Source organism: Vibrio sp. 10N.222.47.A9, from assembly GCF_963872585.1.
In the GTDB taxonomy this organism is placed as follows: domain Bacteria; phylum Pseudomonadota; class Gammaproteobacteria; order Enterobacterales; family Vibrionaceae; genus Vibrio; species Vibrio splendidus.
The window spans coordinates 37,761-64,053 of the sequence record NZ_CAWNBB010000051.1; the positions used below are offsets into that span (position 1 = coordinate 37,761).

General features: G+C 45.0%; 24 protein-coding genes. 20 read left to right on the forward strand and 4 right to left on the reverse strand.

Annotation, left to right across the window (positions count from 1 at the left end; translation table 11 throughout):
- Positions 1-110: 110 nt before the first annotated feature.
- Both AACT19_RS16440 and ygfZ read right to left on the reverse strand, forming a co-directional pair.
- On the reverse strand, positions 111-572 hold the full coding sequence (locus tag AACT19_RS16440) for an aminoacyl-tRNA deacylase (protein WP_076647522.1): 462 nt from the start codon (positions 570-572) through the stop codon (positions 111-113).
- A 4-nt stretch (positions 573-576) separates the two neighbouring features.
- Positions 577-1,548: a tRNA-modifying protein YgfZ gene (gene ygfZ / locus AACT19_RS16445; protein ID WP_076647439.1), complete on the reverse strand. Its 972-nt coding sequence runs from the start codon at positions 1,546-1,548 to the stop codon at positions 577-579.
- 167 nt (positions 1,549-1,715) lie between these two features.
- Here ygfZ and AACT19_RS16450 point away from each other — a divergent pair, with 167 nt between their 5' ends.
- Positions 1,716-1,976 (forward strand): FAD assembly factor SdhE, encoded by a 261-nt coding sequence (locus AACT19_RS16450; protein ID WP_004735374.1) that lies wholly within the window; start codon positions 1,716-1,718, stop codon positions 1,974-1,976.
- Positions 1,924-2,364 (forward strand): protein YgfX, encoded by a 441-nt coding sequence (locus tag AACT19_RS16455; protein WP_339373544.1) that lies wholly within the window; start codon positions 1,924-1,926, stop codon positions 2,362-2,364. The genes AACT19_RS16450 and AACT19_RS16455 overlap by 53 nt, the downstream gene beginning before the upstream one ends.
- Positions 2,365-2,437: 73 nt before the next feature.
- Here the strand turns inward: AACT19_RS16455 and nadB are convergent, their stop codons facing one another.
- A complete protein-coding gene (nadB, locus tag AACT19_RS16460; protein ID WP_054541881.1) occupies positions 2,438-4,054 on the reverse strand; it encodes an L-aspartate oxidase in 1,617 nt (538 codons plus the stop codon).
- 389 nt (positions 4,055-4,443) lie between these two features.
- Between nadB and rpoE the strand changes: the two genes are divergently transcribed.
- The 11 genes from rpoE (at position 4,444) to acpS (ending at position 13,880) form a co-directional block, all read left to right on the forward strand.
- A complete protein-coding gene (gene rpoE, locus AACT19_RS16465; protein WP_004735377.1) occupies positions 4,444-5,022 on the forward strand; it encodes an RNA polymerase sigma factor RpoE in 579 nt (192 codons plus the stop codon).
- 26 nt (positions 5,023-5,048) lie between these two features.
- The gene (locus AACT19_RS16470) at positions 5,049-5,672 is read left to right on the forward strand and encodes a sigma-E factor negative regulatory protein (RefSeq protein ID WP_004735378.1); all 624 of its coding nucleotides are present in this window, start codon (positions 5,049-5,051) and stop codon (positions 5,670-5,672) included.
- Complete coding sequence (gene rseB / locus AACT19_RS16475; RefSeq protein ID WP_004735379.1) at positions 5,669-6,631, forward strand: sigma-E factor regulatory protein RseB; 963 nt, start codon at positions 5,669-5,671, stop codon at positions 6,629-6,631. Before AACT19_RS16470 ends, rseB begins: the two co-directional genes overlap by 4 nt.
- Complete coding sequence (locus tag AACT19_RS16480; RefSeq protein ID WP_017084321.1) at positions 6,628-7,098, forward strand: SoxR reducing system RseC family protein; 471 nt, start codon at positions 6,628-6,630, stop codon at positions 7,096-7,098. Before rseB ends, AACT19_RS16480 begins: the two co-directional genes overlap by 4 nt.
- A gap of 137 nt (positions 7,099-7,235) precedes the next feature.
- Positions 7,236-9,029, forward strand: a complete 1,794-nt coding sequence (gene lepA / locus AACT19_RS16485; RefSeq protein ID WP_017087214.1) for a translation elongation factor 4 — start codon at positions 7,236-7,238, stop codon at positions 9,027-9,029.
- A 245-nt stretch (positions 9,030-9,274) separates the two neighbouring features.
- A complete protein-coding gene (gene lepB, locus AACT19_RS16490) occupies positions 9,275-10,171 on the forward strand; it encodes a signal peptidase I (RefSeq protein ID WP_004735382.1) in 897 nt (298 codons plus the stop codon).
- Between the two features lie 26 nt (positions 10,172-10,197).
- Positions 10,198-10,875, forward strand: coding sequence for a ribonuclease III (gene rnc / locus AACT19_RS16495; RefSeq protein ID WP_004735383.1), 678 nt, complete (start codon positions 10,198-10,200; stop codon positions 10,873-10,875).
- Positions 10,868-11,839 carry a GTPase Era gene (gene era / locus AACT19_RS16500; protein ID WP_004735384.1) on the forward strand — a complete coding sequence of 324 codons (972 nt, stop codon included), beginning with the start codon at positions 10,868-10,870 and terminating at the stop codon, positions 11,837-11,839. Before rnc ends, era begins: the two co-directional genes overlap by 8 nt.
- Positions 11,840-11,941: 102 nt before the next feature.
- Positions 11,942-12,670, forward strand: coding sequence for a DNA repair protein RecO (recO, locus tag AACT19_RS16505; RefSeq protein ID WP_012604785.1), 729 nt, complete (start codon positions 11,942-11,944; stop codon positions 12,668-12,670).
- Positions 12,667-13,404, forward strand: a complete 738-nt coding sequence (pdxJ, locus tag AACT19_RS16510) for a pyridoxine 5'-phosphate synthase (RefSeq protein WP_009847651.1) — start codon at positions 12,667-12,669, stop codon at positions 13,402-13,404. The genes recO and pdxJ overlap by 4 nt, the downstream gene beginning before the upstream one ends.
- Positions 13,405-13,499: 95 nt before the next feature.
- Positions 13,500-13,880, forward strand: a complete 381-nt coding sequence (acpS, locus tag AACT19_RS16515) for a holo-ACP synthase (RefSeq protein WP_017077798.1) — start codon at positions 13,500-13,502, stop codon at positions 13,878-13,880.
- Between the two features lie 288 nt (positions 13,881-14,168).
- On the opposite strand, the gene barA is transcribed toward acpS, so the two are convergent.
- On the reverse strand, positions 14,169-16,982 hold the full coding sequence (gene barA / locus AACT19_RS16520) for a two-component sensor histidine kinase BarA (RefSeq protein WP_004735388.1): 2,814 nt from the start codon (positions 16,980-16,982) through the stop codon (positions 14,169-14,171).
- A gap of 165 nt (positions 16,983-17,147) precedes the next feature.
- Here barA and rlmD point away from each other — a divergent pair, with 165 nt between their 5' ends.
- From rlmD to ispD, 7 genes are all read left to right on the forward strand, one after another.
- The gene (gene rlmD / locus AACT19_RS16525) at positions 17,148-18,467 is read left to right on the forward strand and encodes a 23S rRNA (uracil(1939)-C(5))-methyltransferase RlmD (RefSeq protein WP_076647448.1); all 1,320 of its coding nucleotides are present in this window, start codon (positions 17,148-17,150) and stop codon (positions 18,465-18,467) included.
- A gap of 136 nt (positions 18,468-18,603) precedes the next feature.
- Positions 18,604-20,829, forward strand: a complete 2,226-nt coding sequence (gene relA / locus AACT19_RS16530; protein WP_076647451.1) for a GTP diphosphokinase — start codon at positions 18,604-18,606, stop codon at positions 20,827-20,829.
- Between the two features lie 247 nt (positions 20,830-21,076).
- The gene (mazG, locus tag AACT19_RS16535) at positions 21,077-21,892 is read left to right on the forward strand and encodes a nucleoside triphosphate pyrophosphohydrolase (RefSeq protein WP_029222469.1); all 816 of its coding nucleotides are present in this window, start codon (positions 21,077-21,079) and stop codon (positions 21,890-21,892) included.
- A gap of 132 nt (positions 21,893-22,024) precedes the next feature.
- Positions 22,025-23,665 carry a CTP synthase gene (locus AACT19_RS16540; RefSeq protein ID WP_054547468.1) on the forward strand — a complete coding sequence of 547 codons (1,641 nt, stop codon included), beginning with the start codon at positions 22,025-22,027 and terminating at the stop codon, positions 23,663-23,665.
- A gap of 81 nt (positions 23,666-23,746) precedes the next feature.
- The gene (gene eno, locus AACT19_RS16545) at positions 23,747-25,045 is read left to right on the forward strand and encodes a phosphopyruvate hydratase (RefSeq protein WP_029405988.1); all 1,299 of its coding nucleotides are present in this window, start codon (positions 23,747-23,749) and stop codon (positions 25,043-25,045) included.
- A gap of 264 nt (positions 25,046-25,309) precedes the next feature.
- The gene (ftsB, locus tag AACT19_RS16550; RefSeq protein ID WP_004735394.1) at positions 25,310-25,591 is read left to right on the forward strand and encodes a cell division protein FtsB; all 282 of its coding nucleotides are present in this window, start codon (positions 25,310-25,312) and stop codon (positions 25,589-25,591) included.
- Positions 25,591-26,292: a 2-C-methyl-D-erythritol 4-phosphate cytidylyltransferase gene (gene ispD, locus AACT19_RS16555; protein ID WP_076647454.1), complete on the forward strand. Its 702-nt coding sequence runs from the start codon at positions 25,591-25,593 to the stop codon at positions 26,290-26,292. The genes ftsB and ispD overlap by 1 nt, the downstream gene beginning before the upstream one ends.
- Position 26,293: the final 1 nt, after the last annotated feature.

Sequence of the window (26,293 nt, forward strand, 5' to 3'; positions counted from 1 at the left end):
TGATTAACTATTTATTACTGGCGTGTTCTTCTTATGACGAACTTCACACTAAAAATGTATTCAATGAAAAGTTGTACTGAAGTTTGCGAACGATGACGCGATCGAAAAGATCATCGACTGATGTCAGCAACGATTGGTGCGCAAAGGACCGTAAGATCATTGGGATCCAGCGCAACACCAGCCATTCGATCACCCGAGCTAATAGTAACCGTCGAGTTTTCTTGAATTGAAGGATCAAAAATGATCGGCATGTATCTCTTTAGAGCAAGAGGGCCAACACACCCAGCCTTAAAGCCTGTGATCGTTTCAACATCAGCGAGTGATACACAGGTCATTCGACGGCAATTCAGTACCGAGCGTACTTTCTTGGGGTCGACAGAGCGATCACCAGCAGTACAGGCCAACGCATATTGGTTGCCCATATCCTTGAGCAAAATACACTTCACCATTTGAGAGGCGTCGATGCCTCGCTCTTGAGCTGTTTCTTCGATGCTGGTGGTTGGTTTACTTTGCATCAGCAGGCGATAGTTCACCTGCTGTTGATCCAGCCATTGTGTAATCAGTGTTTCCACGTGGTTACTCGTCGTCAAGGCTGTAAGGCAGTGGCAGGATATTCCATGTTTGATCAGGCTGCGCGGTTAGTCGAAGCTGAACATCGTCATCAAGGTTGTTTGGCAGTACCATCAAACCAATCGCTTGGTTATTAGCAAATTGATAGACGTTTAATAGTCGGCCTGCACCACGCCAGTTCTCACCCACGCTACGTTCAAGTTCAATCGTATTCTCTAGAGACAGCACATCTGAAGTTGTTCCAGAAACAATGCGCATCTCACGCTTGTTCATGCCACGGTACTTGGCACGAGCAACCGTTTCTTGACCTGTGTAGCAGCCCTTTGAAAAGCTGATACCGCCAATCGCTTGTAGGTTAAGAGCTTGAGGGATGTGTTGGTTTTGTTCTGCTTTTGATAGGTTAGGCTGAGCATCAAGAATTTCATGATACTGCCAAAGCGCTTCCGATACTTTTTCAGCTGAGCTGCCTGATACCAAGGCTTCGGCTGCTTCTTGAGTAACAAGTAGAGCCCAACGGTTGTCTGAAACTTGAACGGCTGTACCACCAGAGATAGTACGCACTTTACCTTGACCATCTGCAATCGAATCAACGTATTGGTTCGCTGAAGTGCCCATGATTCCGATAACAACGTCAGACGTCTGCTCGATATCAATTTTAGAGAATACGGCGTATTTTTTGATTTCAACTAACTCGACTTCAATTGCCGATTTAGGCTGCATAAGAGCGTAACCACCATTGTGGTGGAACAAACGAAAGATACTCCAAACCTTTCCTTTCGCATCACAATGCGCGCCTAATGTAGATTCATCATTAGGAAGAGTGACGACATCGCACGTTACTTGACCTTGTAGGTACGACTTTTTGTCATCGCCTATCATGGTGATTGCGCTCCAGTCTGACACGTGTGTGATCATCAGTTCTGGAAGCGATTCATTTTGCGTATGAGCGAGCGGCTGAAATGTGTTTTTCCAATCCATTTTATCTTTCCTAAGAATTTTATTTGGCTCTATGTTAATCCGGTTCTGTTTCTTTGTCAGCCTAGGTTTTTTTGTGAGCTTAGATAGGGACTGTGACTCACATAGTAGTTGCAGAGCGTATGACTTGTTACACTCCGAGAAAGAAAAATTATAGGTGAGGATAGCCAATGTACACTGCAGAGCAGAAAGCACGAATTAAATGGGGTTGCCGTCGTGGCATGTTAGAACTTGATGTAGTCATCATGCCATTTTTTGAAGAGTGTTTTGATTCATTGCAAGAGCAGGAACAGCGCGAGTTTGTTTCTCTACTTGAGTGTGATGACCCAGATTTGTTTACTTGGGTTATGGGACATGGGCGCAGTGAAAATCTAGGCCATGCTTCAATGGTTGATAAAATTGTCGCGCATAACCTCAGCAAGGTTCGTTAAGCTTCAGCTTAAACCTTCATATTCCGCATTATTTGCAAAAGGCACTGTTTTTGGGTGCCTTTTGTTTTTCATCGTCTTTTCTTCTATCCCGCTCGTTGTTGCCCTCTATTGTTTAGCTTTAATGTTCAGTTTGTTTAAAGCCAATCATCTAATCTTGAATACAGCACATGGATGCTTTGATTATAAAGAAGATGGCGAGATTCGACTCAATGACCAATCCTACACACTTAAGTCTGTTGATAAGATCTGGGCACAGTTTTTCGTCAAACTAAAATTCGAATGTGGGCATTCGGTAATGCTTTGGCGTGATAGTTGTCGTGAGCGTGAATATCGCCACTTTCTGGCGAACTTACAACGATCGTACGAGGAAAATGAGAACGCGAGATAAAAGAAAAAGGAGCACTAGGCTCCTTTTCGTTTGATTGCGTTTAGTTGATTAGCTAATCGCTTTCAAATAATGATTACGACTGGTTTCTGTCTGGCGTCAGAATCGTTGGGCCACTGTCTTTTGCAAGTTCTGGGTAATCCAACGTGTAGTGTAAGCCGCGGCTCTCTTTACGTTGCATCGCACAGCGAACCATTAGCTCAGCCACTTGTAGTAAGTTACGCAGTTCTAATAGGTTGTTCGAAACCTTAAAGTAGCTGTAGTACTCATGAGTTTCTTGCTGCAGCATCTGAATACGGCGCATTGCACGTTCTAGACGTTTGTCCGTTCGAACAATACCCATGTAATCCCACATGAACAGTCTTAGCTCGTGCCAGTTGTGCTGAATGATCACTTCTTCATCACTGTTGGTGACTTGGCTTTCGTCCCATGCAGGCAGTTCAGCGCACAGTTGAGATTGGTCGATGTTTTCAACGATATCTTTTGCTGCTGCCCAAGCATAAACAACACATTCAAGCAGTGAGTTTGACGCCATGCGGTTCGCACCGTGTAAGCCGGTGTAACTCACTTCACCAATCGCATATAAGTTAGTTAAGTCGGTTTGACCTTGCTTATTCACCATCACACCACCGCAGGTATAGTGCGCAGCAGGTACGATCGGGATCGGCTCTTTGGTCATATCAATCCCTAAATCCATCAAACGAGTATGGATCATTGGGAAATGCGTTGTGATGAACTCTTCAGGCTTGTGGCTGATATCAACATACATGCAGTCAGCACCTAGGCGCTTCATTTCGAAGTCAATCGCACGAGCAACCACATCACGCGGAGCCAGTTCACCACGCTCGTCGAAGTCCTTCATAAAGCGAGAACCGTCTGGACGACGCAGGTAGGCACCTTCACCACGTAGTGCTTCCGTCAGTAGGAAGTTACGCGCTTCTGGGTGGAACAAGCAAGTCGGGTGGAACTGGTTGAACTCAAGGTTGGCTACACGGCACCCCGCACGCCAAGCGATAGCAATACCATCACCTGAAGAGACATCTGGATTAGAGGTGTATTGGTAAACCTTGGAAGCGCCGCCTGTTGCTAACACAACAAATTTAGCGCGCACGGTTTCAACGTGTTCTTGGTTACGGTTCCAAATGTAGGCACCGATAACTTTGTCTTTCGAACCACCAACCTTATCTTCTGTGATCAAATCTAGCGCATTGTGACGCTCGAAGATCTCGATGTTTGGGTGATTGTTGACGTTATCTTGCAGTGAGGTTTGCATTGCCATGCCAGTTGCATCGGCAGCGTGCAGAATTCGGCGGTGACTGTGGCCACCCTCACGAGTGAGGTGGTATTTTGGTTGGCCTTCCGTGCTGTTCTCATCTTTATCAAATGGAACACCACCATCAATCAGCCATTGCACACACTCTTTAGCATTTTCAGCAATGAATTGAACTGTATCTTCTTCGCATAACCCAGCCCCAGCAATTTGAGTATCTTCTACATGAGACTCAATACTGTCCGACTCATCGAACACCGCGGCGATACCACCTTGTGCGTAATACGTCGATCCTTCGCTGCGTGGTCCTTTGCTTAATACAATTACTTTTGCATGTTCTGCTACACGTAAGGCTAATGACAAGCCTGCCGCACCACTTCCTACCACTAATACATCACACTGATGTTCACGGTTTGCGTTCATAAAACTTATTAAATCCCGGGCTATAGTCGAGTTGTCCACTCTCAATTGACGTTGTCTTGTTTTAGGAGTTTGGCTAAGACTGTTATAATCTCTCCAGAGTCATCCTAAAACGCTACACAAAATCAATGTACAGACAGCTATCTAGAAATATTTAATTGCTCAATACCATTGCTTTTGCTCAAGTTTCCCCAAATTGATAGGGATAGCTATTTTTATTACATCACATTGTGAAACAATAATGGCAAATAATTTTAAGAAAGTTGGAACTTTCGGTATTTGGCTTAGTCACAATAGTGCTCTTGTAGACGGTGGTGTCAATACTACATTTCGCATAATTAGTACCCATATCTGTGAAGGTAAGGGTTATAACAATAGGAGTACCCGCTCGAATGAACGAGCAGCTAACCGATCAAGTGTTGATTGAGCGAGTTCAGAGTGGAGATAAGCAGGCTTTTAACTTACTAGTGGTTAAGTACCAAAATAAAGTTTGTAATCTTATCTCTCGATACGTGAATAATTCCGGTGATGTACCTGATGTAGCACAAGAAGCTTTTATTAAAGCTTACCGCGCGATACCTAACTTTCGTGGCGAGAGTGCCTTCTATACATGGTTGTACCGAATTGCCGTGAACACCGCTAAAAATCATATCGTTGCCCAGAGCCGTAGGCCGCCAGCAACAGATGTAGATGCAGAAGATGCAGAATATTACGAAACAGGCAGCGCGTTAAAAGAAATATCGAACCCTGAGAACTTAACGCTGTCAAACGAATTGAAACAAGTTGTTTTTGGAGCGATTGAAGCGCTACCAGAAGACTTAAAAACTGCAATGACGTTGCGTGAGCTCGAAGGTTTGAGCTACGAAGAGATTGCAGAAGTAATGGATTGCCCTGTAGGAACCGTACGTTCGCGTATTTTCCGAGCTCGTGAAGCGGTGGAAAAGAAAATTAAGCCTCTTTTGCAACGCTAGAACTTGTAATAATTATGGTGAAAATAATGGCTGATAAAGAAAAGCTTTCGGCACTCATGGATGGTGAAACGATCGATAAAGCTCTCATTGTAGATCTCGAATCTGATCAAGAAAGCATGGATACCTGGCAGAGTTACCATCTAATTGGTGATGTTATGCGTGGGGATGCGCCAGAAACTCCAGAGTGGAACATTGCTAACAGTGTTGCGGCAGCGCTTGATAATGAGCCTGCACATAGTGCAATGCCGAACTTGCACCAAGTGCATGTTGAACCAACTGTTGCTCCAATTGAAGAGCAGCCTAAACCTCAGCAAGCGAAGCGTCAGCTTCCAGCGTGGTTACAACAGTTTGGACAAGTTGCCGTGGCAGCGTGTGTCTCACTAGTCGTTGTACTAGGTGTTCAACAATATGGTGGCAGCGACCCTGCTGCGCCAGAGCAGTTGCCTGTACTCCAGACGATTCCATTTGCGGGTTCTGCGGAACCAGTAAGCTTAACGCGTGACTCTGTTGAGAAGCCAGCATCTGAAGCTAACTTGCAAGAGCAGCGTAAACGCGTTCATGCAATGCTAGAAGATTATGAGCTGCAGCTAAGATTAAACAGTGATGCATCGCCAATGCAAGATGCACATCTAGAATCGGACATTGAATGAAGAAAATCCTGGTCAGTGCACTGACACTGTTCAGCTTGATGTCTCCAACAGCCTTTGCAGAGGAACCCACTGCAAAGGCGTTGTTACATCAGATGAACGAGGCCAGTCAGCATCTAAATTACGAACTCTCCTACATTTTGATTAAGAAGAGCAGTATTGAACCTCTTGTTTATCGCCATGCGGTTAACGACGACCAACAACTTGCACACCTTGTTTACTTGAGCGGGCCTATCCGTGAAGTTATTCGACGTGGTGATGAAGTCAGTTATATTGAACCGGGCACAGAACCGTTTACCATTCAATCTGGCAGTATGGTTGCCCCTGTTATTCCGATGATTAATCGAGATATTGACGCGCTCAACGATTATTACGATTTCGTTAAAGTGGGTCGTGCTCGTGAAGCTGGAAGTACTACGCAAGTATTGCGCGTGGTGCCGAAAGATGGCCTTCGTTACTCTTACGTCGTTTGGGTAGATGAAAAAACGAGCCTTCCTTTGCGTGCCGATCTGTTGGATCGTGATGGCGAAGTGCTTGAACAGTACCGCACTATCTCTTACGTGGTGAACGATAAGATTGCTGAGGCAATGGGGGGCTTGAATAGCGCTCAACTGCCGAAAGTCTTATCGCTGCCGGAAGGCTTAGTGAGTGAAACTAACTGGCAAGCCTCTTGGATTCCTGAAGGATTTAAGTCAAAAGAGCTTAGTCGTTATCCAATGGCTGCGACCGATAAAATGGTTGAAAGCCAACTTTTCAGTGATGGGTTGTTTAGCTTTTCAGTTTATATCGCCGATAAAGATGAACATTCATTGAAAGGGCAGTTGGTACGCCAAGGACGCAGAACCTTACACAGCTTAGTGATTGGTGACAAAGAGATCTCTGTGGTGGGTGATATTCCGCCAGCAACCGCCAAACGTATTGCGCAATCAGTTACGTTCAATAAACCGGTACCAGCGCAATGATGACGGCGCTGGCAACAGTTAGCTCGGTTGAACAAAGCGGTCAACAATACTTTGTTCAACTGAGCTGCGAACAACAAACCAGTTGCAGCAGTTGTTCATCTCAAAAAAGCTGCGGAACGGGTATTGTTACTAAGGCCGTTGGCAATAAATCCTTGTTTTGGCAGCTTAAAACCAAAAGTTTAGTTAAAGCCGGACAGATCGTGGAAATTGGCTTTCCAGAAAAAAGCTTACTGCAGTCTGCGGCGATTGTTTACCTCATTCCACTTTTCATGTTGATGATTGGTGCTGGTTTTGGACAACTCTTGTTGCAACCCTTACTCCAAGGGGGCGAGGGCATTGTTATCTTAAGTGCAGCGCTGTTTACTGCTGGTGGTATTGCATTAGCCAAGCGGTTAGCCAAACCAATGGAAGACAAATCCAAGCAAGAAGTCGTCTTGATTCGAATCCTAGGTGAGCCTCTCGTCTAATTTATGATGCTTCTTGCCCTTAAATTGGGTAGAATCTGCCAACTTGATTGAAATGCCGCCACCAATGCTGACTGTAGATTGGACGCGTCGCGGCTTTCTTATTATCCCTATTCAAAGAGTTTAGTCACACCAAGCCTATGAAGCACATTCGTAATTTTTCGATTATCGCCCACATCGACCACGGTAAGTCGACCCTTTCTGACCGCTTAATCCAAGTTTGTGGAGGGTTAAGTGAACGTGAGATGGCAGCTCAAGTCCTCGATTCTATGGATATAGAACGCGAGCGTGGTATTACAATTAAAGCGCAGAGTGTGACTTTAGATTACAAAGCGAAAGATGGTGAAACTTACCAACTTAACTTTATCGACACTCCAGGACACGTAGATTTCTCTTACGAAGTATCTCGTTCTCTAGCCGCTTGTGAAGGCGCGCTATTGGTTGTGGATGCTGGTCAAGGTGTTGAAGCACAAACTCTAGCAAACTGTTACACCGCGATCGAAATGGAACTGGAAGTAGTGCCAATCTTGAACAAGATTGACTTACCTGCTGCTGAACCTGAGCGTGTTGCTGAAGAAATCGAAGAGATCGTTGGTATCGATGCGATGGAAGCGACTCGTTGTTCTGCAAAAACCGGTATCGGTGTTGATGACGTTCTTGAAAACATCGTAACAGCTATCCCACCACCGGAAGGTGATCCAGACGCGCCACTACAAGCGTTGATCATTGACTCTTGGTTCGATAACTATTTAGGCGTTGTTTCTTTGGTTCGTATCAAGAACGGTAAGCTGAAGAAGAACGACAAGATTAAAGTAATGTCGACAGACCAAGTTTGGGGTGTTGACCGTCTAGGTATCTTCACACCTAAGCAAATCGACACAACAGAGCTAAATACTGGCGAAGTTGGTTGGGTTGTTTGTGGTATTAAAGACATCCTTGGCGCACCTGTTGGTGATACGTTGACGCTTGCAAAAGGCGGCAGCACTGAACGTCTACCTGGTTTCCAAAAAGTGAAGCCTCAGGTATATGCAGGTCTATTCCCAGTATCGTCTGATGACTACGAAAACTTCCGTGACGCACTAGGTAAACTAAGCCTGAACGATGCATCACTGTTCTACGAACCAGAAAGTTCAGCAGCACTTGGCTTTGGTTTCCGTTGTGGCTTCTTAGGAATGCTTCACATGGAGATCATCCAAGAGCGTTTAGAGCGTGAATACGACCTAGACCTAATCACAACGGCACCAACCGTAGTGTACGAAGTTGTAAAAACGGATGGCAGCATTCTTTACGTTGATAGCCCGGCTAAACTGCCTGCGACTAATGATGTAGAAGAAATTCGTGAGCCTATCGCTCGTTGTAATATCCTTGTACCGTCTGACTACCTAGGTAACGTAATTACCTTATGTGTAGAAAAACGTGGTGTTCAAGTTGATATGGTTTATCACGGTAAGCAAGTTGCTGTGACTTATGACCTACCAATGGCAGAAGTGGTTCTAGACTTCTTCGACCGTTTGAAATCAACATCTCGTGGCTATGCGTCACTGGATTACAACTTCCAACGTTTTGAAGTGTCGAACATGGTTCGTGTAGACGTATTGCTTAATGGCGAAACGGTTGACGCACTGGCTATCATTACGCACAAAGACATTGCACAGTCTCGTGGTCGTCTATTGGTTGAGAAGATGAAAGAATTCATCCCTCGTCAAATGTTTGATATCGCGATTCAAGCAGCGATTGGTAACCACATCATTGCTCGTTCTACAGTGAAACAACTGCGTAAGAACGTAATCGCAAAATGTTACGGTGGTGATATCAGTCGTAAGAAGAAACTTCTTAAGAAACAAAAAGAAGGTAAGAAGCGTATGAAGCAGATCGGTAACGTTGAACTGCCTCAAGAAGCATTCTTAGCGATTCTTCATGTTGGTAAAGACTAGGTATCAATCGCACTAACTACCTGCTGAACATTATTGGTTAAAATCGTTTATTTCTTTGTTGCAAAGATTGCAATTAGGCCCACTAGTCACTGCACTTTGCGCCTCGAACTAAACGATTTTTCCTGCGTAATCTCCCCAGCATTTAGTCAGCATGATTGATACAGATTAGAAATATTAAGCAGAGTGAAAGGGTTATACTCTTTCACTTTCGTTATTTTTAAAGAAATGAAATTTAAGGGATATCAATGGCTAATACATTTTCGCTTATTTTAGTGATCGTAACTCTAGTGACCGGCATTGTATGGGCGTTGGAAAAGTTTGTGTGGGCGAAGAAACGCCAACAAAAACTGGCTGACGTTGAAGCACAATCGAATGGCCTAGACGCTGCAACCAGCGCAAAAGTTACGGCTCAGCCTTGGTGGGTTGAGAACAGTGTGTCCATTTTCCCTGTAATTGCATTTGTTTTGGTTTTGCGTTCATTTATTTATGAACCGTTTCAAATCCCATCTGGTTCGATGATGCCAACACTATTGGTTGGTGATTTCATCTTAGTAGAGAAGTACGCATACGGTCTAAAAGACCCGGTATGGCGCACTCAACTGGTCGAAACGGGCAAACCAGAACGTGGTGATTCAATCGTATTCAAATACCCACCTCAGCCGAATATCGACTACATTAAGCGTGTTGTTGGTATGCCGGGTGATACCATTCGCTACAGCAGCAATAAAGAAGTCTGCATTCAAGCGAAGGGTGGCAGTAGCTGTAAACCAGTGAAGTTAAGTCACGTTGAAGAAAGCCAATTTATTCAAGATGGTGTGCCTCTGATTCAGCTGAATGAACAGCTGGGTGATGTGGAGCACCAAATTTTAGTTAACCCATTACGTCGTGATCGTGTGCAAGCATATCAACCTCGCAATGGTGTTAACGAGTGGATCGTTCCAGAAGGCCAATACTTTGTTATGGGTGATAACCGTGACAACAGTGCTGACAGCCGTTACTGGGGCTTTGTCCCTGAAGCAAACCTTGTTGGTAAGGCCGTTGCTATTTGGATCAGCTTCGAATTCGAACGCGGTTCAGACAGTGTACTTCCAACATGGATTCCTACTGGTGTGCGTTTTAATCGCATCGGTGGGATTCACTAATCGATCACATAACACATCGAGAGAGCATGAATTCTCCAATTGATAAACTAGAGAGAAAGATTGGCTATCAGTTTAATGATGCCGATCTTATCCATCTGGCGCTGACTCACCGTAGCGCCGCAGGTAAACACAACGAACGTCTTGAGTTTCTGGGCGATTCAATTTTAAGTTTTGTTATCGCTGATGATCTTTACCACCGTTTCCCTAAGGTAAACGAAGGTGATATGAGCCGCATGCGCGCAACATTAGTACGTGGTCATACATTGGCAGAACTAGGTCGTGAATTCGAACTAGGAGATTACTTAAAATTAGGTCCAGGTGAGTTGAAGAGTGGCGGTTTCCGTCGTGATTCTATTCTAGCGGATGCGGTTGAAGCGATCATCGGCGCTGTCTATTTAGATAGTGATACCGAGGTTGTTCGCCGTATTATTTTAAGCTGGTACCAATCTCGCCTAGAGTCTATTCAGCCTGGTGTATCTCAAAAAGATCCTAAAACTCGCTTACAAGAGTTTTTACAAGGTCGAAGAAATCCCCTACCTGTCTACACAGTGACTAATATTAAAGGTGAAGCACACAACCAAGAGTTTACGGTTGAGTGTGAAGTGGCAGGTGTGGATAAACCTGTTATCGGTAAAGGCACTAGCCGCCGCAAGGCAGAACAAGCGGCTGCTGAAACAGCATTAGAGCAACTAAGCAATGTCTGATAACAATCAAGATTTCGATATCGATGCATTCTTTTCATCTGATAGCAAAAAAACGGGCCTACCGGAAAACCAACACTGTGGCTTCATCGCTATCGTGGGTCGACCAAACGTAGGTAAATCGACGCTTCTGAACCATATTTTGGGTCAGAAAATCTCGATCACATCACGTAAACCTCAGACGACACGCCACCGTATTATGGGCGTAGAAACTGAAGGTGATTACCAAGCGATCTACGTTGATACTCCTGGACTTCACATCGAAGAAAAGCGTGCAATCAACCGTTTGATGAACCGTGCGGCGAACAGCTCACTGAGCGATGTGAACCTAGTATTTTTCCTTGTTGACGGTACTCACTGGACTGACGACGATGAAATGGTACTGAATAAGCTGAGAAAAACAGATTTCCCAGTCGTCCTTTGTATTAACAAGGTAGACAACGTTCAAGACCGTACCGACGTGATGCAGCACATGATGGAAGTGTCTAAGAAGATGGACTTCCTTGATGTTGTACCAATCTCAGCGAAGCAAGGTAAGAATATCGATGTACTGCGTAAGCACGTTCGTAACTCTTTACCTAAAGCGACGCATCACTTCCCTGAAGAGTACGTAACGGATCGTTCACAGCGCTTTATGGCCTCTGAAATCATCCGTGAAAAACTGATGCGATTCACAGGCGAAGAGCTACCTTACTCAGTAACGGTTGAAATCGAGCGTTTCGATTACAACCCTGATAACGATGGCTTCCACATCAATGCTTTGATTCTTGTTGAACGTACTGGTCAGAAGAAGATGGTGATTGGTAAAGCGGGCGAGAAGATCAAAACGATTGGTCGTGAAGCTCGTATCGACATGGAAGAACTGTTCGGTCGTAAGGTTTACCTAGAGACTTGGGTTAAAGTTAAGTCTGGTTGGGCTGATGATGAGCGTGCACTTCGCTCGTTAGGCTACATCGACGATCTATAATATATTGAACGTCACTTTCTGAGATTAAGGAAGTTGAACTGAATATAATTTCAAGAGAGAGTGCGAACTCTCTCTTTTTGTATCTGTAAGAAGGGTAAGTGATTGAGCGAAGGGTTACAGCGATGCTTTGTGTTGCACCGTCGACCATACAGTGAGTCGAGCCTGATTCTGGACGTCTTCAGTGAAGAGTACGGTCGGGTGACGTTGATGTCTAAAGGTGCGCGGAGTAAGCGTTCTAATTTGAAAGGTGCATTGCAACCTTTTACGCCGCTACTGCTTAAGTGGTCTGGCAATGGTTCAATGAAAACGTTACGCCAAGCTGAACCCATCAGCTTGGGGCTTCCTCTTGCCGGTATTAATCTGTATTCCGCTATGTATGTCAATGAGCTAGTTGGCCGTGTGTTGATGGCCGAAGTGGCCATGCCCGCATTTTTTCACGACTATCTTCATGCTTTAACAGAACTCGCTCATAATGAGAACCCTGAGCCAGCGCTACGTCGTTTTGAATTGGCTCTACTTTCTGCTATGGGGTATGGCGTCGACTTTTTGCATTGTGCTGGTACTGGTGAAGCGATCGATCCAAGCATGACTTATCGCTATCGAGAGCAGAAAGGTTTCATCGCTTCTGTACGTCGAGATAACCTGACATTTATGGGCGATGAACTTATCGCAATTAGTGAACGTAGGTTTATCACTAAAGAGCAGTTAAAAGCAGCAAAACGCTTTACACGCATAGCCTTAAAGCCGTATCTTGGCGGCAAACCATTAAAAAGTAGAGAGCTATTTATGCCAACAATAGCCCTCTCTAGAGCACGGAGTATTGGAAAATGAGCTCAATCCTTTTAGGCGTTAATATCGACCATATTGCTACACTACGTAATGCACGTGGTACTAAATACCCAGATCCAGTACACGCAGCTGAAATTGCTGAACGTGCGGGTGCTGACGGCATTACCATTCACCTGCGCGAAGATCGCCGTCATATTGTTGATCGCGATGTACGTATTCTTGCTGAGACAATCCAGACTCGCATGAACTTAGAGATGGCAGTGACGGACGAGATGGTTCAAATTGCACTCGATACTAATCCTGAGTTCGTTTGTCTAGTTCCAGAAAAGCGTGAAGAGCTGACGACGGAAGGCGGCTTGGACGTGGTTGGTCAACTTGAAAAGATCAAAGCAGCGACGGAAAAACTGTCGGCAGCGGGTATCAAAGTATCTCTGTTTATCGATGCAGATCGTGAGCAAATTGACGCAGCAAAAGCGTGTGGCGCACCGTTCATTGAACTTCATACTGGTCATTACGCTGATGCGAAAACAGAAGAAGATCAGCAAGATGAGCTTAAAAAGATTGCTGCAGGCGCAAGCTACGCAGACGATCTTGGTATCACAGTGAATGCTGGTCATGGTCTGACTTATCATAACGTAGCGCCAATTGCGGCACTTCCTGAGATTTACGAGTTGAACATCGGTCACTCGATCATGGGACGCGCAGTATTTGATGGTTTGAATAAAGCCGTTGCAGACATGAAAGCCGTGATGGAAACAGCACGCAACAACGCTTAGTTCTTTAACTCGTCATTAGTTTAGTAGTAAGCGTTAAGCGGTTAATCAGTAGAATCGATAACGTTAATAGATAGAAGTTTGGTAGTAGGGTAAACATGGCTGTTGTTGGATTGGGTACAGATATCGCAGAAATCGAACGTGTTGAAAAGGCACTGTCACGAAGTGGCGACGCTTTTGCTCAGCGTATTTTGACCGACTCTGAGTTTGAAGTATTTCAGCAACTGAAGCAAAAAGGGCGTTACCTTGCAAAACGCTTTGCTGCAAAAGAAGCGGCATCTAAGGCGTTGGGCACGGGTATCGCGCTTGGTGTGACCTTTCACGATTTCGAGATTTCAAACGATGAGCATGGCAAGCCAGTTCTAAGCCTACATAAAAAGGCGCGTGAAATCGCAGAAGCGAGTGGTACAAAGTCGATTCATCTGACTATCTCAGATGAGCGCCATTATGCGGTGGCGACGGTACTACTCGAGTCGTAAATAGATTACCGTTACTTTATACCAATCGTAGTAAATAACTGTTCACCCTAGCTTGTTAAAAAACTCGATAACTTCGTTAGAATTTTTGATTGTAGAATAACTACTTATCGAAAAATCCTGCCTTGTTCTCAAGCTTTTTTCCTACGCTATTTTTGATCACTTACTTACTGTGATTGGTATTATATCTGGTGCTCTAGACACTAGACAGAAAAAAGCAGAGCTCATGAGCTCTGCTTTTTTATTGGCTGGTAAACCGTTTAACGAATATTTGTGAGTAAGAAATGTTCGCTAGGTCTTGGCTGGTTTCAAATAATGAATCGCGGTTGCTTGAACCTTATCTAATTCATCCTGAAGTTCAAAAAGTTCAGGTTCAATATCTTCAACGGAAGTGCCTGAACGCAGCTCTTTCTCTATCGTCGCACACACCGACTTCAGCCTTGGTACGCCGCTGTATGAGCTGCTGCCATGCATCTTGTGGATGATGTGTGTCAGCGCTTCAACGGGGTAGTCACTGTCTTCTATCGCTTTCTCTGCGGCTTCATAAACCTCAGGAATGAAGTCGACTAGCATTTGCAGCATATCGCGTGCGAGGTCTTCTTTGTTGGCGGCTTGCTTCATAGCTGCTTGCCAATCAATGATGATATTCTTATGCACGTTAGCCTCAGAATCTGAAACTGAGCTATTGTCTACTTCCGCAGAGACTGCCGGGTGGGCGGGGTCTATTTTTTCAATGTGCTCAACCTCAGAGGTAGGGCTCCAATGAATCAGAACCTGCTGTAACACGTGCTCTTCTATCGGTTTGGTTAGGTAGTCATCCATGCCGGCTTCAAGTAGACGATCCCGTTCGCCAACCATCGCGTGTGCTGTGACGGCAATGACGGGGGTATTCGCATTATTCGCTAGCTCTTTTATATTCTTACAGGCCGTCACACCATCCATTTGTGGCATTTGGATATCCATGAAGATGATATCAAATGGGGTCTCCTTCGCCTTGTCTATGGCCTTCTGTCCGCTGGTGCAACTGATGACCGTCTCTACACGCTCTTTTAGTAGCGCGGTGATCAATTTAAGGTTTGCTGGGTTGTCGTCTACCGCCAATACAGTAAGTGGCAGCTTCTCTTCCGAGTGCGTTTCAATCGCTGGTGCAATCAAAGTGGGTGCTTGATTAGAGATCAGAGTTTGTAGAAGTTTCTTACGAGAGAGAGGCTTGGTAATGCATTGAACATCGACCTCTTTCATCAGTTGCTCACCTAATGCAAGCTCGGTACTTGGCGTACCAATAATTACGTTCTGAGCGATTTTCTTCGCGCCAATCGCCCAACCACTCACGGTATCAAATTGATACTCTTGGTTGGCGGCTAGGTTGAGTAGAACGTAGTCATATGAGGTCGACTCGTCAGGCATCACCGAACGATACGTTACCACCAAGCCTTCTTGGGTTAAGATTTGCTGAGTAATCGAAGCCGCTTGCATGTTTGGCTCGATAAGCAGCAGCTGCTTGTCTTGCAGACACTGAGTCTCAATCAGCTCAGTCATCGGCATATCAGTCGTTGATAGTCTCAAAGTAAACCAGAAGGTTGAACCTTGGTGTAGGCGACTGGTAAGACTGATCTCTCCGCCCATTTGGCTGACCAGTTTTTGGGTGATAACCAGACCTAGCCCCGTACCGCCATAACGACGAGAGATGCTTGCGTCGGCTTGGCTGAAGGCTTGGAATAGCTGAGCTTGTTGACGCTCAGAGATACCAATACCTGTATCGCGAACCATGAATTGCAACTCGATGCTGTCTTCGCTTTGTGAACGAAGTTCAACACTGATATCAATGTTGCCACGTTCAGTAAACTTGATTGAGTTACCCACGAGGTTGGTTAGGATCTGCTGAATACGCAGTGGGTCACCAACAACGCCTGGTGGCACTTTCGGGTCTATCTTAAGTGTTAACTCTAGGCCTTTCTCATGGGCGTTGGTCGCTTGAAGGTTCACAACCTCTTCAAGGCTGGCTTGGAACTCGAATGGGATGTTCTCGAGCGCTAATTTACCGGCTTCCAGTTTCGAGAAATCAAGAATGTCGTTGATGATACTGAGTAGATTATTTGCTGAACGTTCAATGGTTTGCAAGTAATCTGTTTGACTGGTCGATAGATGGGTCTTAAGCATTTGACGAGTAAAGCCAATCACACCGTTAAGCGGTGTTCTCAATTCGTGAGACATGTTAGCCAAGAACTCAGATTTAACACGTGCCGCTTCTTGAGCGCGTTTTTTCGCAATGTCTAACTCAACGTTTTGAATCTCTAATTGCTCTAGGGTTTCACGCAGATCAGACGTAGCCTGGTCGATACTGTGCTGCATCTCGACGTGATATTCTGATAGCGATACCGCCATCGCGTTGATACCGTTTTTCAGTGAGTCTAGCTCACCGTGCATTTTGCCTTCGATACGCACATCGAGATGACCACGACGAATTCGGTCGACCATGTTTTTCATGTGTGTGATCGGTTGGGTGACGTCATGCATCAAGCGAAAAGCAAATACACCAGAAAGTCCCAGCCCCAAAATCAACACCAAGAAGGCAGAGAACACTTCTTGATACTGCTGCAATCGAAGTGACGACAAGTCTAACTCTATTGCAATATAGCCGATCGCTTGGTTGGCTTGAGACTGCCCATTGGCTGAGTTGATGTATTGACCTTCAGCGATGATAGGTGTCCGAAGAATCAGCGTATTATCGAGCAGGTTCGATGAGCTTAAATGCGGGATGGGTTTATCTTTCGGATAGGTCAGGCTTTCAAAATCAGGGTGGAAGTTTGAGGTTACAAACAACTCATGACGTTCATCAAACACCGCGATACTGCGCACTAGCTTAGAGTTTTTTCGATGCGCATAGCTAATAAGCTGACGAACAGACTCTCGACTTTCGAGCTTCATGCCTGACTCACTAGCAATTGCCAGCGGTTCAATGATGCTAGTACCAGTATTAACCACTTGGCCCTCAAGGTCTTGATAGCGGTTAAATGAGAAAAATGCACTCAATAGCAACCCAATAATCAAGGTTGGAGCTAGAGTTAAGGTAATTACACGGGCTCTTAAGCCATATCTGGTCATGTTCTTTAATTACATCGAGGTCTGGATATGGGAAAATAACGCACACAATGGCGGTTAAGTGAACGGTAAGCTTAATCAAAGCCGTGACGTTCGACAATGATTCCAAGACATAATAGTGAGTCCTGGATACCAATTACTTATTAAAAGATACATTAGGCACAAGCAATGGCACGTTTTTTCCAACCAAAAAAGAAAACTCAACTCGAGACCAAGCATCAATCGGTTTTGGTTGAACGAATGGATCACAATGGCGCTGGCATCGCTTATCAGAAGAATAAACCTGTTTTCATTGATGGCGCATTGCCCGGTGAGCAGGTGGTTATTCAACTTACTGAGAGCAAAAGTAAGTTTTCGCGAGCAAAACTCATCAAATTACTTAAACCGAGTGAGCTGCGTTTAAAGCCATTCTGTAAGCACTTTAATCAGTGTGGTGGCTGTCACCTTCAACATCTTGGTTACGCTTCTCAGGTTGAGCATAAATCGCAATCTTTGACGCACCTGATGAGTCAATACCAAACGGCTAACACCGAAGTTGTTGAGTCGATTGTGGGTGATGAAACCGGTTATCGACGTCGCGCGCGTATCAGCCTGTTTGTTGATAAGAAGACACAGCAGCTTCAGTTCGGTTTCCGTAAGAAGCAAAGTAAGCAGATTGAAAACATCACCGATTGTGCCGTGCTGGATCCTCGCCTCAATGTATTGCTGCCGAAACTGAAAAGTTTACTCAATACTTTCAGCAACCTTACGTCTTTAGGACACGTTGAATTGGTGTTGGGCGATACTGGCCCTGTGATGGTCCTGCGTCACCTTAAGCCTTTGGTTGAGAAAGATGAGCAAGCATTGATTGCACTCGCTAAAGCGGAAGGTGCCACGTTGTATACTATGCCTGAAACGGACAAGCTCGTTCGTTTGGTCGGTGATGCGCCAGCTTATAGCGAAACAGGCGTGACTTTACCTTTTGAGCCAAACCACTTTATCCAAGTTAACCAGAAAGTGAACCAGCAAATGGTTGCTCAAGCGATTGAGTGGCTAGAGCCTCAAGCTGATGAGCGAGTGCTCGATCTGTTTTGTGGCTTAGGGAACTTCAGTTTGCCTATTGCACAACAATCTGCGTTTGTAGTGGGTGTTGAAGGTGTCGATGAAATGGTTCAACAGGCCACATCTAACGCAACTTTGAATCAATTGAGTAATACAGAATTCTACCAAGCGAACCTTGAAGAAGAGTTGTCTTCACAGCCTTGGGCAAAAGAAAGATTTGATAAAATCTTACTTGATCCAGCACGTGCTGGAGCGAGTGGGATCGTTGATCAAATTTCAGGGTTAGGTGCGAAGCGTGTGGTTTATGTTTCGTGTAATCCTGCTACTCTAGCTAGAGATTCAGAGAGCTTAGAAAAACAAGGCTATCAATTAGCCAAGCTTGGTATGTTGGACATGTTCCCACACACCAGTCATCTAGAATCGATGGCTCTCTTTATCAAGGCTTAGAGGCCCTTAAACAAGGCTTAAAAATGAATCACAAAGGTGCAGGGAAGCCTGCGCTGATATCAATATGAGTCGAACTAACTTGGAATCAGTTAGTCATATTGAATTGGGTATAAAACATAATAACTAGGAAGGCATGATGGTTGCGGTACGAAGCGCACATTTAAACCCAAGCGAACAGTTTGAGCTAGATAATTGGATTGCGTCATTGAATCAAGACGCAAAAACCTCGAATAAACTGACCAAAGTTTATCGTCACTGTGAAGAGCTATTAAAAGATCATGAGCAAGGCGAGCTTTTGCTTTGGCGTGGGCGCGAGATGATCGAGATCTTGGTCACCTTGTCTATGGATCGCGCAACTTTAGTGGCAGCGCAACTCTTCCCTGTCGTATCAAGCGGTGTTTTTGAGCGTGAAGCGTTTGAAGAAAGTTACGGAAAGGAAACCGTAAAACTGATTGATGGCGTGGAAGAAATGGCGGCTTTGGGTCAGCTAAACGTCACCCTTGAAGGCAGTGCTGCCTCGGGTCAAGTCGATAATGTTCGACGAATGCTGCTTGCGATGGTGGATGACTTCCGTTGCGTCGTCATCAAACTAGCAGAGCGAATTTGCAACCTAATCGAAGTGAAAAAGGCCCCTGATGCTGTGCGCCGTGCGGCAGCAAAAGAGTGTGCCAACATTTATGCTCCTCTAGCAAACCGTTTAGGTATTGGTCAGCTAAAGTGGGAAATTGAAGACTACGCTTTCCGCTACCAACAACCAGATATCTATAAGCAGATTGCTAAACAGTTGTCTGAGCGCCGTATCGTGCGCGAACAATACATCACTGACTTTGTTGACGATTTAACGTCAGAAATGAACCGCTCAAGCATCAATGCTGAAGTTAGCGGTCGTCCAAAACACATCTACAGCATCTGGCGCAAAATGCAGAAAAAAGGCTTAGAGTTTGATGAGCTTTTTGACGTGCGTGCGGTACGTATTATCGCAGACCAACTGCAAGACTGTTATGCCGGTTTAGGCGTGGTTCACACCAAATATAAACACCTCCCAAGTGAATTTGATGACTATGTGGCGAACCCTAAACCCAATGGTTATCAATCGATTCATACCGTAGTTCTTGGCCCTGAAGGCAAGACCATTGAAATTCAGATCCGTACCAAGCAGATGCATGAAGACTCTGAATTAGGCGTTGCAGCGCACTGGAAGTACAAAGAAGGTACTTCAAGCGGCGTACGCAGTGGCTACGATGAGAAAATCACCTGGCTTCGTAAGCTTATCGACTGGCAAGAAGAGATGTCGGATTCTGGTGAAATGCTGGATGAAGTGCGTAGCCAAGTCTTTGATGACCGTGTTTATGCCTTTACACCTCGTGGTGATGTGGTCGATTTACCAATGGGTGCAACCCCGTTGGATTTTGCTTACCACATCCACTCGATGGTTGGACACCGTTGTATCGGTGCCAAAGTAGCAGGTCGAATCGTCCCGTTTACTCATAAACTGGCGATGGGCGATCAAGTTGAGATCATCACTCAAAAAGAACCGAACCCATCACGTGATTGGTTAAACCCGACCACAGGCTTTGTTCATTCGAGTCGAGCTCGTGCAAAAATTAACGCATGGTTCCGCGCTCAGAGTCGTGAGAAAAACCTTGAAGCCGGACGAGATATTCTAGAAGTCGAGCTAGGCAGAGTCGGAGCGACGCTGAAAGATGCCGAGCAATACGCGCTGAAACGATTCAACGTCAATACTCCAGATGAACTATATGCGGGTATTGGTAGCGGCGATATGCGTATCAACCAAGTCGTTAATCACATCAATGCTTTGGTCAACAAGCCGACAGCGGAAGAAGAAGATAAAAAAGCGCTCGAAAAGTTGCTTGAGTCTGACAATAAGCCCGCTCATCAGAGTCGTCCGAAAAAGGATGCTGTCGTTGTTGAAGGTGTCGATAACCTAATGACGCACTTAGCTCGTTGCTGCCAGCCAATCCCAGGCGATGTGATCAAAGGTTACATAACTCAAGGTCGCGGTATTTCAGTGCACCGTAGCGATTGCGAACAGTTAAGTGAACTTAACCTACATGCACCCGAACGTATCATCGATACTGTGTGGGGCGATGGTTTCGTAGGCTCGTATATCTTAACGCTGCGTGTAGAGGCGCTAGAACGTACCGGCTTGTTGAAAGACATAACATCCCTGTTCTTGAACGAAAAAGTCAGTGTGACGACAATGAAGAGCCGTATTGACTATAAACGTCAGCTGTCGGTGATGGATTTCGATTTGGAAGTGACCAACATTGAGATTCTGAGTCGAGTGACAAGTCGAGTAGAGCAAATCAAAGATGTCATGAGTGTAAAACGCCTCGGCTAACTTTCACGTTGCATTAGTCACTTTTACTGCGTTAACTGCGCTTTCTTGTTCCATCACATAGGCGAGCTATGCTCAGGAATCGTGAAAGCTTGTTGCCTTGTTAAAGTAACAACGGCTTAGTGAAAGATGCGTAATTTAGAGAATTAGACAGTATCAACAAAGGTGAGTGGTTTTGGCCACTCACCTTTTTTAGTTTTAGAAGACGTTATAAATTTAAAAATCAAAGACAGTGAATAGGAAGAAAACGATGAATCACCCGATTGAACAACTTGAACAGATCATGACTAAGCTGCGCGATCCTGAAGGTGGCTGTCCTTGGGATTTGAAACAAAATTTTGAAACAATTGTGCCGCATACTATCGAAGAGACGTATGAGGTGGTGGACGCGATTCACAACAAAGACTGGCCGAATCTACAAGAAGAGTTGGGCGACCTGTTGTTTCAGGTGATTTTCTACAGTCAGTTAGCAAAAGAGCAGGGCTTGTTTGAGTTCTCTGATGTGGTCGACGGTATCAATGAGAAGCTAACGCGCCGCCATCCGCATGTGTTCTCTGATACTGAGTTTGCCAGTGATGAAGAAATTAATGCCAACTGGGAAGCTGAAAAAGCCAAAGAAAAAGCACAGGCAGGCAAAACTCAAGAAAGTATTCTAGACTCAATACCAAACTCTCTACCTGCACTTTCACGTGCTACAAAGATTCAAAAGCAAGTCGCGAAATTTGGCTTTGATTGGGACTCTATCGGCCCGGTTGCAGATAAGGTTTTAGAGGAAGTTGATGAGGTGCTAGAAGAAGCACTTCAAGTAACGCCAAACGAAGATTTAGTTGAAGAAGAACTGGGTGATTTGTTGTTTGCTACCGTCAATTTAGTGCGACATTTGGGTAAAAATCCAGAAACGGCTCTCAATAAAGCCAATCTGAAATTTTCACGCCGCTTTAAAGGTGTGGAACAAAAAGTTCGTCAGCAAGATAAAATTTTGACCGACTTTTCTCTACAACAGCTTGATTCCATGTGGGATGAAGTCAAAGTGGCGGAGAAAAGATCATCAAAGCTTTTATCATGAATTGATTTGAAGCAAAAAATAAAAAATTGCAGTGTGATAGATTTCACGTTGTGGCGATAAGGGGCTTCTGGTATATTTTCATCCCGTCCAGAAGTAATCCATTTCCCTCATTCAACCAATTTCAGGTTAAACATGACGACAAATTACATTTTTGTTACTGGCGGGGTTGTATCCTCTCTAGGTAAAGGTATTGCAGCAGCATCTCTTGCGGCTATTTTAGAAGCTCGTGGTCTTAAAGTGACTATGATGAAGCTTGACCCTTACATCAACGTTGATCCAGGCACTATGAGCCCGACTCAGCACGGTGAAGTGTTCGTTACGGAAGATGGCGCTGAAACTGACCTTGACCTTGGTCACTATGAGCGATTCATTCGCACCAAGATGACTAAGCGTAACAACTTCACAGCAGGTCGTGTTTATGCTGACGTTCTACGTAATGAACGTCGTGGTGACTACCTAGGTGCAACAATCCAGGTTATTCCTCACATTACTAACTCTATCAAAGAACGCGTAATCTCTGGCGCTAAAGGCCACGATATCGCGCTTGTTGAAGTTGGTGGTACTGTTGGTGATATCGAATCTCTACCATTCATGGAAGCGATTCGTCAGTTAGCTGTAGAACTAGGTCGTGAACGCGCGATGTTCATGCACTTAACTCTCGTTCCTTATTTAGGTGCAGCGGGTGAGCTTAAAACTAAGCCAACGCAACACTCTGTAAAAGAACTACTGTCTATCGGTATCCAACCTGACATTCTAGTTTGTCGTTCAGATCGTGTTATCCCAGCAAACGAACGTAAGAAAATTGCTCTTTTCTGTAATGTACAAGAAAAAGCAGTTATCTCTATGAAAGACGTAGATTCAATCTACAAGATCCCACAGTTAATCCGTGCACAGGGTACTGATGATCTTGTATGTAAGCGTTTCGGTATCGATGCTCCAGAAGCTGATCTGTCTGAATGGGAACAAGTAATTTACGAAGAAGCTAACCCAACGGGTGAAGTAACGATTGGTATGGTTGGTAAGTACATTGAACTGCCAGATGCATACAAATCAGTAAATGAAGCGCTGAAGCACGCAGGCTTGAAAAACCGCCTAAGTGTCACAATTAAATATGTAGATTCACAAGATGTTGAGTCTAAAGGCACAGAAATTCTACAAGGCCTAGATGCAATCCTAGTTCCTGGTGGCTTTGGCGATCGTGGTGTTGAAGGTAAGATCCTTGCTGCACAATACGCTCGTGAAAACAAAGTACCTTACTTAGGTATCTGTCTAGGTATGCAAGTTGCTCTTATTGAGTACGCTCGTAACGTTGCGAAGATGGAAGGTGCACACTCTTCTGAATTCTGCAAAGAAACTAAATTCCCTGTTGTTGGCCTAATCACTGAGTGGATTGACGGCGAAGGTAAAGTTGAAGAGCGTACTGAAAAATCTGACCTAGGCGGCACAATGCGTCTTGGTTCACAGCTTTGTCACCTTGCTAAAGGGACGAAAGCTTACGAATTATACGGTAGCGCGACGATCCATGAACGTCACCGTCACCGTTACGAAGTGAACAACAATCTTCGTCCACAAATTGAAAAAGCGGGCCTAAAAGTATCGGGTCTATCTGCGGACAAGAAACTGGTTGAAGTTATTGAGAACCCGAACCACCCATGGTTCGTTGCTGCTCAGTTCCACCCAGAGTTCACTTCAACACCTCGCGATGGTCACCCATTGTTTGCAGGTTTCGTTAAAGCGGCTGGCGAATTCCAGCGCGGCGAATTAGAAAAGTAAAAAGGAATCCAGGTAGCTGCGTAAGTTGTGCTGCTACCTTTAAATTTGACATTTATATATTCAACGAGAAGGAAACATTCAATGTCTAAGATCGTTAAAGTTCTAGGTCGTGAAATCATCGATTCACGTGGTAACCCAACTGTAGAAGCTGAAGTACACCTAGAAGGCGGTTTCGTAGGTATGGCTGCTGCTCCATCTGGCGCATCTACTGGTTCTCGCGAAGCTCTTGAGCTACGTGACGGCGACAAATCACGTTTCCTAGGTAAAGGTGTTCTTAAAGCAATTGAAGCTGTAAACGGCCCAATCGCTGACGCTCTAGTTGGTAAAGACGCTAAAGCACAAGCTGACGTTGACCAAGTTATGATTGACCTAGACGGAACAGAGAACAAATCTCAGTTCGGTGCTAACGCTATCCTTGCTGTTTCTCTAGCGAACGCTAAAGCTGCTGCTGCTGCGAAAGGCATGCCTCTATACGAGCACATTGCTGAGCTAAACGGTACTGCTGGTCAGTTCTCTATGCCTCTACCTATGATGAACATCATCAACGGTGGCGAGCACGCTGATAACAACGTTGACATCCAAGAGTTCATGATCCAACCAGTTGGCGCTAAAACTCTTAAAGAAGGTCTGCGTATCGGCGCTGAAGTATTCCACAACCTAGCTAAAGTTCTTAAGTCTAAAGGCTACAGCACTGCAGTTGGTGATGAAGGTGGTTTCGCTCCTAACCTTAAATCTAACGCTGAAGCTCTAGAAGTTATCGCAGAAGCTGTTGCAGCTGCTGGTTACGAACTAGGTAAAGACGTTACTCTTGCTATGGACTGTGCAGCATCTGAGTTCTTCGACAAAGAAGCTGGCATCTACAACATGAAGGGCGAAGGTAAAACTTTCACTTCTGAAGAGTTCAACCACTACCTAGCTGAACTAGCTAACAACTTCCCAATCGTTTCTATCGAAGACGGTCTTGACGAGTCAGATTGGGATGGCTTCAAGCACCAAACTGAACTTCTAGGCGACAAGCTTCAAATCGTTGGTGACGATCTGTTCGTTACAAACACTAAGATTCTTGCTGAAGGTATCGAGAAAGGCGTAGCTAACTCTATCCTTATCAAGTTCAACCAAATCGGTTCTCTAACAGAGACTCTAGCTGCTATCAAGATGGCTAAAGACGCTGGCTACACTGCAGTAATCTCTCACCGTTCTGGCGAAACTGAAGATGCAACTATCGCTGATCTAGCGGTAGGTACAGCTGCAGGTCAAATCAAAACTGGTTCTATGAGCCGTTCTGACCGTGTTGCTAAGTACAACCAACTTATCCGTATCGAAGAAGCTCTAGGTTCTAAAGCTCCTTTCAACGGTCTTAAAGAAGTTAAAGGTCAATAATTCACTCTTGGTTTTAAACCAACGGAATTGTTAATCTAAACTTTAAATGCCTCGCTTATGCGGGGCATTTTTTTGCCTCAAATTCCTCATTCCCTAGACTGACGAAGAAAGGAGTAGGGAGCTTCATTGTTACCACTCACTATTCTGTCCAATAATTCCCCGACTTATTGATTCCCTGACACCACATATCTCGCACCAATAAGCGCATTATGGTATATATGTGCCTTATTCTAGTTCCTTCTTTTTCAACCGGCGAAAGGTGTTATGCGAATTTTTGCTTTAGTACTGCTCATAGTGTTTGGCTGGCTACAACACACACTGTGGCTCGGTAAAAATGGTATTTCTGATTACTACGGTGTGAACAACGAAATCCAAGTTCAGCAGCAAGTAAATGAAAAGCTTCATCTTCGCAATGCTGAGATGTTTGCGGAAATCGACGATCTACGCCAAGGCTTAGACGCGATAGAAGAGCGCGCACGTCATGAGCTGGGAATGGTGAAAGAAGGCGAAACGTTTTATCGTATTATTGGTGAGGAATCTCATTAATGTCGAACCAACTTCAAAGCGTTATTGCAGTGGTCCCCGCAGCGGGCGTCGGCAGCCGAATGAAGGCAGACCGTCCCAAGCAATATCTTCAAATTCACGGTAAAACGATTTTAGAGCACACGGTTGAGAAACTGTTGTCTCACCCTCAAGTGTCTAAAATTGTGGTAGCGGTCAGCGACGATGATCCTTACTACCCTGAATTACCGCTTAACCTTAATCCCCAGGTGATCAGAGTATCCGGCGGAACGGAACGAGCCGACTCGGTGCTTTCTGCTCTGGACTATATTGCCCAACAGCAACTCAATGATTGGGTGATGGTGCATGATGCCGCTAGGCCTTGTATCCAATTGAGCGATATCGACAAACTGATCTCTGGGGCTATGACCCATGATGTGGGCGCGATTTTAGCTGCGCCGGTCCGCGATACAATGAAGCGTGGTGCTCAAGGACAAATTGAACACACGGTCGATCGCGTCGATCTCTGGCATGCGCTTACCCCTCAGATGTTCCGATCTAAGCCTTTACGGAAAGTCTTGAGTGAAGCCTTGCAACAAGGTGTTTTAATTACCGATGAAGCGTCTGCTTTTGAGTGGAAAGGTTTATCACCAGCACTGATTGCTGGGCGTTCAGATAATTTTAAGATTACTCAGCCTGAAGATTTGGCTTTGGCTGAGTTCTATTTAAGTCAGAATAAGGAATAAT

What these genes read in the sequence shown, in the direction of transcription:
- ygfZ (WP_076647439.1), bottom strand. Translation starts at nt 1,548, where the DNA reads ATGGATTGGAAAAACACATTTCAGCCGCTCGCTCATACGCAAAATGAA.
- AACT19_RS16450 (WP_004735374.1), top strand. Translation starts at nt 1,716, where the DNA reads ATGTACACTGCAGAGCAGAAAGCACGAATTAAATGGGGTTGCCGTCGT.
- AACT19_RS16455 (WP_339373544.1), top strand. Translation starts at nt 1,924, where the DNA reads ATGCTTCAATGGTTGATAAAATTGTCGCGCATAACCTCAGCAAGGTTC.
- nadB (WP_054541881.1), bottom strand. Translation starts at nt 4,054, where the DNA reads ATGAACGCAAACCGTGAACATCAGTGTGATGTATTAGTGGTAGGAAGT.
- rpoE (WP_004735377.1), top strand. Translation starts at nt 4,444, where the DNA reads ATGAACGAGCAGCTAACCGATCAAGTGTTGATTGAGCGAGTTCAGAGT.
- AACT19_RS16470 (WP_004735378.1), top strand. Translation starts at nt 5,049, where the DNA reads ATGGCTGATAAAGAAAAGCTTTCGGCACTCATGGATGGTGAAACGATC.
- rseB (WP_004735379.1), top strand. Translation starts at nt 5,669, where the DNA reads ATGAAGAAAATCCTGGTCAGTGCACTGACACTGTTCAGCTTGATGTCT.
- AACT19_RS16480 (WP_017084321.1), top strand. Translation starts at nt 6,628, where the DNA reads ATGATGACGGCGCTGGCAACAGTTAGCTCGGTTGAACAAAGCGGTCAA.
- lepA (WP_017087214.1), top strand. Translation starts at nt 7,236, where the DNA reads ATGAAGCACATTCGTAATTTTTCGATTATCGCCCACATCGACCACGGT.
- lepB (WP_004735382.1), top strand. Translation starts at nt 9,275, where the DNA reads ATGGCTAATACATTTTCGCTTATTTTAGTGATCGTAACTCTAGTGACC.
- rnc (WP_004735383.1), top strand. Translation starts at nt 10,198, where the DNA reads ATGAATTCTCCAATTGATAAACTAGAGAGAAAGATTGGCTATCAGTTT.
- era (WP_004735384.1), top strand. Translation starts at nt 10,868, where the DNA reads ATGTCTGATAACAATCAAGATTTCGATATCGATGCATTCTTTTCATCT.
- pdxJ (WP_009847651.1), top strand. Translation starts at nt 12,667, where the DNA reads ATGAGCTCAATCCTTTTAGGCGTTAATATCGACCATATTGCTACACTA.
- acpS (WP_017077798.1), top strand. Translation starts at nt 13,500, where the DNA reads ATGGCTGTTGTTGGATTGGGTACAGATATCGCAGAAATCGAACGTGTT.
- barA (WP_004735388.1), bottom strand. Translation starts at nt 16,982, where the DNA reads ATGACCAGATATGGCTTAAGAGCCCGTGTAATTACCTTAACTCTAGCT.
- rlmD (WP_076647448.1), top strand. Translation starts at nt 17,148, where the DNA reads ATGGCACGTTTTTTCCAACCAAAAAAGAAAACTCAACTCGAGACCAAG.
- relA (WP_076647451.1), top strand. Translation starts at nt 18,604, where the DNA reads ATGGTTGCGGTACGAAGCGCACATTTAAACCCAAGCGAACAGTTTGAG.
- mazG (WP_029222469.1), top strand. Translation starts at nt 21,077, where the DNA reads ATGAATCACCCGATTGAACAACTTGAACAGATCATGACTAAGCTGCGC.
- AACT19_RS16540 (WP_054547468.1), top strand. Translation starts at nt 22,025, where the DNA reads ATGACGACAAATTACATTTTTGTTACTGGCGGGGTTGTATCCTCTCTA.
- eno (WP_029405988.1), top strand. Translation starts at nt 23,747, where the DNA reads ATGTCTAAGATCGTTAAAGTTCTAGGTCGTGAAATCATCGATTCACGT.
- ftsB (WP_004735394.1), top strand. Translation starts at nt 25,310, where the DNA reads ATGCGAATTTTTGCTTTAGTACTGCTCATAGTGTTTGGCTGGCTACAA.
- ispD (WP_076647454.1), top strand. Translation starts at nt 25,591, where the DNA reads ATGTCGAACCAACTTCAAAGCGTTATTGCAGTGGTCCCCGCAGCGGGC.